This window comes from Prosthecobacter sp., from assembly GCF_029946185.1.
Lineage (GTDB): Bacteria > Verrucomicrobiota > Verrucomicrobiia > Verrucomicrobiales > Verrucomicrobiaceae > Prosthecobacter.
In genome coordinates this window covers 20,821-27,031 of the sequence record NZ_JAQSEA010000102.1, presented here as the reverse complement: position 1 = coordinate 27,031, position 6,211 = coordinate 20,821, and the positions used below count along the sequence as shown (strand labels likewise).

At 58.2% G+C, this 6,211-nt stretch carries 7 protein-coding genes; 4 read left to right on the top strand and 3 right to left on the bottom strand.

What is annotated here, in order from left to right:
* Positions 1-152: 152 nt before the first annotated feature.
* The 4 genes from PSV43_RS07940 to PSV43_RS07925 all read left to right on the top strand — a co-directional run bounded on the left by PSV43_RS07940 (position 153) and on the right by PSV43_RS07925 (position 3,303).
* Positions 153-446 carry a hypothetical protein gene (locus PSV43_RS07940; RefSeq protein ID WP_300195313.1) on the top strand — a complete coding sequence of 98 codons (294 nt, stop codon included), beginning with the start codon at positions 153-155 and terminating at the stop codon, positions 444-446.
* Between the two features lie 197 nt (positions 447-643).
* Positions 644-1,393 carry a PRC-barrel domain-containing protein gene (locus PSV43_RS07935; protein WP_300195311.1) on the top strand — a complete coding sequence of 250 codons (750 nt, stop codon included), beginning with the start codon at positions 644-646 and terminating at the stop codon, positions 1,391-1,393.
* A 20-nt stretch (positions 1,394-1,413) separates the two neighbouring features.
* On the top strand, positions 1,414-2,259 hold the full coding sequence (locus tag PSV43_RS07930) for an oxidoreductase (RefSeq protein ID WP_300195309.1): 846 nt from the start codon (positions 1,414-1,416) through the stop codon (positions 2,257-2,259).
* Positions 2,260-2,295: 36 nt separating this feature from the next.
* The gene (locus PSV43_RS07925; protein WP_345784655.1) at positions 2,296-3,303 is read left to right on the top strand and encodes an NADP-dependent oxidoreductase; all 1,008 of its coding nucleotides are present in this window, start codon (positions 2,296-2,298) and stop codon (positions 3,301-3,303) included.
* A 565-nt stretch (positions 3,304-3,868) separates the two neighbouring features.
* Here PSV43_RS07925 and PSV43_RS07920 read toward each other — a convergent pair.
* The 3 genes from PSV43_RS07920 to PSV43_RS07910 are packed head-to-tail and all read right to left on the bottom strand — an operon-like array spanning position 3,869 to position 6,209.
* A complete protein-coding gene (locus PSV43_RS07920) occupies positions 3,869-4,444 on the bottom strand; it encodes a PqiC family protein (protein WP_300195305.1) in 576 nt (191 codons plus the stop codon).
* A complete protein-coding gene (locus PSV43_RS07915) occupies positions 4,441-5,451 on the bottom strand; it encodes an MlaD family protein (RefSeq protein WP_300195303.1) in 1,011 nt (336 codons plus the stop codon). The genes PSV43_RS07920 and PSV43_RS07915 overlap by 4 nt, the downstream gene beginning before the upstream one ends.
* Entirely contained in the window at positions 5,448-6,209 is a 762-nt protein-coding gene (locus PSV43_RS07910; protein ID WP_300195301.1) for an ATP-binding cassette domain-containing protein, read from the bottom strand. The genes PSV43_RS07915 and PSV43_RS07910 overlap by 4 nt, the downstream gene beginning before the upstream one ends.
* Positions 6,210-6,211 lie beyond the last annotated feature (2 nt).

Genomic DNA, 6,211 nt, shown 5'->3' with positions numbered 1-6,211 from the left:
CAAGACTGTGAGCCGTGGGAAGACAAGCAAGACAGGGGAGTGAACGGTGTGGCTGGGTGATGTCAAAGTCGTTGAGAGCTGAAGCTCTGGAGTGCTTTTTGGGGTGAAAACCCCATGGCTGGATGGGAGGAGGGGATGAACTTTGTGGCACTATGAAACCAACCCCCATGACGATGCAGGAACTTGCGAATGCCGACCATCTTAACGAAAAGGTGATGGAGGACGCAGCCCATGAAAGCAAAGCGCTGGAGGCACCGGAAACCCCTCCTGGTACCGCCCATATCACTGCTTGGGATGAAACGGCCGATGCCGCAGGTCGCCGCGTCACAACTCAGGCTGCTGAAGAGGACGAGACCATTGCTGAACAACTCGTGGATGCAGGGAGCGACGAAGCGGGTGAGGAGCAGCGCCTGTCTGCGGCTCTGAACAAGCCGGCGGATGAATAAAGCTGAAGCGGGCTGCCAGGACGATGGACTCTACCCGCATGATCCATGCGGTATTGGTGAAGCGCTCATGATCGCACGGCTGGTTTTGCCGATGGCGGATGGGTGAAACAGCGGGAGTGGGGTTTTCACCCCATTTCAGATCGGTGGTGATCGAGGCAGGGTCCGTTGTTTTAACATCCAACCCACGACTCAAAACCATGCTCGTTTCTGCTACATCACTCAAGGGTTACAAACTGAATGGCCTGGACGGCGAAATGGGGAAAGCCCGCGAATTCTACTTTGATGACCGGTTTTGGACGGTGCGCTATCTGGTGGCGGACACAGGGGGCTGGCTTACGGGAAGGCAGGTTTTAATTGCTCCCCATGCCCTCGTTGGCGTCACGGGGGAGGATGAACAGATCAAGGTGAACCTGACCCAAAAGCAGATCGAGGAAAGTCCCTCGCTGGACAGCGACAAGCCTGTGTCACGTCAGTTTGAAGAGGATTACTACGGCTACCACGGCTGGCCGACTTATTGGAACGGCGACGAAATGTGGGGGCGGTTTCCCGGCATCATGCGTGATCGCGATCAGTGGAACTCCTCTGTCAGTGGCAAGTGGGCCTGGGACCCGCACCTGCGCAGCACGCATGAGATCACGGGCTACGACATTGAGGCCAAGGACGGCGAGTTTGGGCATGTGGAAGATTTCATCATTGATGATGAAACTTGGGCCATTCGCTATGTCGTGGTGACAACCCGGCACTGGCTTCCTGGAAAGAGATTTCTCATTTCCCCCATGTGGATCGAACACGTGAACTGGAGTGATTCGAACCTCGCGGTCAATCTCTCGCGTGAGGACATCAAGAGCTCCCCCGAATACACGCAGGAGTCGCTGCTGACACGATTATACGAGATTGGTTTGCATGAGCATTACAACCGCCCCGGTTATTGGGTTGGTAAACTTTAACACTCTTCACCCACCACCTAATGACAAACGACAACGACACACCTGTCTGGTTCATCACCGGCTGCTCAACCGGATTTGGCCATGAGCTTGCCACGCACCTGCTTGATCTCGGCCACCGTGTGGTGGTGACGGCGCGACATGCCGCAGACATCACCGATTTGGGAGGCCCGGGCATCGCTTTGGTGCTGAATCTGGATGTCACGGATCCCTTGCAGGTCAATGCCGCCATCCTGGCGGCGGAGGATGAATTTGGACGAATCGATGTGCTCGTCAACAATGCGGGCATTGGCTACTTCGCGGCGGTGGAAGAGAGTGAAGAGGATCAAATCCGCCGCATGTTCGAGGTCAATGTCTTTGGCCTCAGTCGCATGATCCAAGGGGTGCTTCCAGGCATGCGCAAACGGCGCAGCGGGCACATCGTGAACATGTCATCCATCGGCGGGCTGTGCGGCTTTCCATCGCTGGGTTTCTACAATGCCACCAAGTTTGCCGTCGAAGGATTGTCTCAAGCACTGCGGCAGGAAGTGGAACCGCTTGGCATCAAGGTGACAGTGGTCGAGCCGAGCGGCTTCCGCACGGACTGGGCTGGACGTTCCGCGAATGAAAGCCAGGTGCAGATCGACGACTACGCGAAGACCGCAGGCAAAGTGCGCAGCGAAATACGGGCGGACTCCGGCAAACAAAACGGCGATCCCGTGCGCGCCGCACATGCCATCGTCAAGGCGGTCAATTCCCCCAAGCCGCCGCATCACCTGCTGCTGGGAAACAATGCCTATAATGGGGCGATGGCAAAACTTGACGAACTGCGCACGGAGTTCACCGCATGGGAAGCCGTCTCACGCGGTGCTGATTTTCCATCAACCTGAGTCATGATGAATCCTGAAACCGAACGCCCCACTCCTATGTCTGACATCACCAGCCGCGAAGTCCACCTTGTCTCTCGTCCGAAAGGGCTGCCCACTGCGGATGACTTCAAAATCACGCCAACCCAACTGGAGCCGCTGCAAGAGCAGCAGGTGATGGTGCGCAATTTGTTTCTCTCGGTCGATCCCTACATGCGTGGCCGCATGAAAGAAGGGAAGTCGTACCTGCCACCGTTTGAATTGAACAAGGCCATGGAAGGCGGGGCTGTGGGCGAAGTTGTCGAATCGCGTGCGAGCGAATTCAAGGTGGGCGATGTTGTGACCTCGAACTATGGCTGGCGGGAGTTTTTCATCGCTTCGCCCAAGGAACTGCATGGCGTGAGCGGGGAGATGGAGCCGCTTTCGGTTTATCTGGGAGCGCTGGGCATGACCGGGATGACCGCCTGGGCTGGCCTGAAACTGGTGGAGGTCAAAGCGGGAGATGTCATCTACATCTCCGGCGCAGCGGGGGCTGTCGGCAGTGTCGCGGGGCAGCTTGCCAAACTGAAAGGATGCCGTGTCATCGGCTCTGCCGGCTCCGCCGAGAAGGTGGCTTTTCTGCGCGAAGAGTGCGGGTTTGATGAGGCGTTCAACTACAAGACGGGTCCGGTGGAGGAGCAGCTCAAAGCATGCGCACCGGAGGGCATTGATGTGTATTTCGACAACGTTGGCGGCGAGTCACTCGAAGCAGCGCTGGCCACCTTGCGCACGCATGGCCGCATCATCGCCTGCGGCGGCATCTCGGGGTATAACGAAGAGAAGCCGAAGCCCGGACCCTGCAATCTTTTCAACATGACCACCAAGCGGCTCACGATGAAGGGCCTGCTCGTGCGCGATTGGGTGGAGCACCAGGGTGAGTTTGAGAAGGAAGTGGGCGACTATTACAAAGCGGGCAAACTGAAGCACAAGGAGACTGTGGTGTGCGGGATTGAGAATGCCGTCAGTGCCTTCATCGGCCTCTTCTCAGGTCAGAACATGGGGAAGATGGTGGTGGAGCTGGGCTCCTAACCTGTTGTCTGGGCAGGATTATAGCGGTTTGCAAAACTCATTTCCGTTTAGCAGGCTGTTTCTTGGTAGCAGATAAAGGGCTTCCTTCTTCGCTCTCCTGCGTCGAGCTACGAAGGGACAGGTCGACGGCGGCTGGCCGAGGACCAAGCGCCGTCGAGCGTCGCCCGGTGCCTCTATCCGGAAATCTGTTTTGGAAGACGCTATAGCTCCACGAAAGCAGCCATCATGCGGGGACCACGCATCGCAATCAGGACTACGGCTTTCGTGTCGTGCTGGTGTTGGCGGGCAGATGAGAGGTGCTGTGCTTGAACAGACTTGTTCTCCGATTGCTCAGTGCTCTGGTCGTAGGTTGGATGTGTTTGGCGGCGAGACTATTTTAAGACCATCCCTTGCTCCGCCAAACCGTCCGACTGCTAGGGTATTCGCACGCAATAGAGTCGGCCGCACGCTGGCAGACGGACGGGCTGTCGCCACATCCATCCTACGCTCAGGCATGCTGCACCGGGCTCGAAGACTCTATTCGAGAACAAGTCGAATGCCTGCTCAATCCATTGCCATCGCCACCTCATTGCCCCCGTGCAATCTGACGAGAGAGCTGTTCAAGGGCTTGATTCATGGCGGTGACGCGGGCGGTCATGGCTGATGGATCTACGGGGACGGGTGCGAGGAGGCGAAAGTAGTGGGAGCGGGTTTCGCCGCCTGTCACGGGTTGCAGTTTCCAGGTGCCTTCGAGAACCATTTGATTGTCTGTGTTGGGCTCGAACTGGGTGATCCGCAGTTCGAGGAGCGTGCCATAATCGAGCGAGGTGAAACTTTCCACGGGCTGGATGTTCATGGAGCCGGTGATGCGGCTGAGATTTCTGGCGATGACGCGGGAGATGCCGGTGTCAAGCGGCTCGCCCCAGACGTCGCGGTTGCTGACCATGAGCTTGCCTTCGGAGCGGGTGACGAGCTGCTGGGTGTCGAGGTAACCGGGAAGGGAAGCGCGGTTGACCGCCATGGCTGGACGCGCGGCGGTGAGGGCGCGGTCGGGTACGAGCGGCTCCAGCAGATGCCGGACGGTGGAGTCTTTGACGGGCTGGAGCACACTGCAGCCGGTGAGTGTCAGCAGCAGAGCGAAGGTAAGGAGACGAAGGTTCATGGATTGAGGTCTTTCCCACGCAGGAGGGTGTTCGGATTTCGTTTCAAATCGTTGGCGAGCTCTTTGATGGCGCGTGAGGCGCGCTCGGCCTCCTCCAGCACGTTTTGCAGGCGCATGAGCACGGGGGCGCGGGGATTGGTGACGTTGGAGATGTCTGCGGAGGCTTCTTTAATTTTTTCCAGCCCTGCAGTGGCCTGCTGCATGACTTTTTCCAAGTCCTTGAGCAGCGGGTCAATGCCTTGATTGGCCTTCTTCGTGAGTTCATCAAAACTCTTGAGTGCGTCAGAAAGGTTGTCGATGGCCAGGCCAAGCTTCTTGTTGCCCGTGAGCGCACGTACGTCGGTGGTGATGCCGAGGATGTTGTCGTTGATCGCTTTCAGATCCAGAGCTGAAATCTGGGTCTTGGTGGTGGTGATGACATCGGTCAGTTCTTTCATCACGGTGCCGAGGTCGAGGTCGTTGAATTTTTTCAACCCGTCCGAAATGCCGGAGATGATGGCGTCAAGCTCTGTGCCCATGGTGGGAACGGCGGGGTAGGGGGGGCGGCGCTCGGGCTTGTAAACGAAGCCCGGCTTGTCGGGCACGATATCGAACTCGATGTAAAGCTGGCCTGTGAGCAGGCTTTGCTGCTTCATGCGCGCGCGCATTCCTGCGGCCACGGCTGCCTTCACGCCTTCATCCGTGGCGAAGTCGATGGCGCCGCCGGAAGTGGAGCCCACATAGCGCAGATCCTTCTCGGAGAGTTCAACGACGACGGGAATGATTTTGCGGTTTTCCTTTGAGTCAACCAGCACGCGGATGGAGGCCACACGGCCAATGCGGACACCGCCGAAGCGAGCGTCCGAGCCGACCAGCAGGCCATTGGCGCTTTGGTCGAAATAAAGCACGATGCGGCTGGTCTTCTCAAAGAAGCTGCTGGCACCAAAAAGGATGAGTGACCCAGCGGCGAGCAGCACACCCACGAGGGTGAAGATGCCGATGAGTGTGGGGCTGGCTGTTTTGCTCATGGTAAGGGTGGGGGAGTTTCTCCGCGATTCAAAAAGAGGCGCACGGCGGGATTGTCGGAATGGTCACGCAGTTCAGACGGATTGCCCAAAGCACCCAGGGTGTGCGTGGCGGTGTCGAGAAAAACGGAGTTGTTGGCGATGCTGAAAATGCTGGCCAGCTCATGCGTGATGATGACGATGGTGGAGCCCTGGCTGTCGCGCAGGGCGAGAATGAGATCGTCCAAACGGCGGGCGCTGAGGGGATCGAGTCCTGCGCTGGGTTCGTCCAGGAAGAGGATGTCGGGGTCCAGCGCCATGGCGCGGGCAATGCCGGCCCGCTTTTTCATGCCACCGCTGAGCTGAGAGGGGTAGTAGTCTTCAAAGCCTGAGAGGCCGACGAGAGCGAGCTTGTAACAGGCGAGGTCGCGCACGGTTTTGGCGGGGAGCTTGCTGGACTCCTCCAGCGGCATGGCGATGTTTTCAGCGAGGGTGAGGGATGACCACAGAGCGCCGGATTGATACATGACGCCGAAGCGCTGGATGAAGGGGCCGCGATCTGCGGGATGGGTGGCGGTGAAGTCTTTGCCCTCGTAGAGAATGGAGCCTTTGGCGGGCTCACGCAGGCCGATGAGATGCCGCAGGAGCGTGCTCTTGCCGCAGCCGCTGCCGCCCATGATGACGAAAATGTCCTTGTCCTGGATATCGAAATTGAGATCACGCATCACCACCAGGTCGCCATAGGCCATGGTGAGATCGCGCACGGTGATTTTGGCAGCCATGG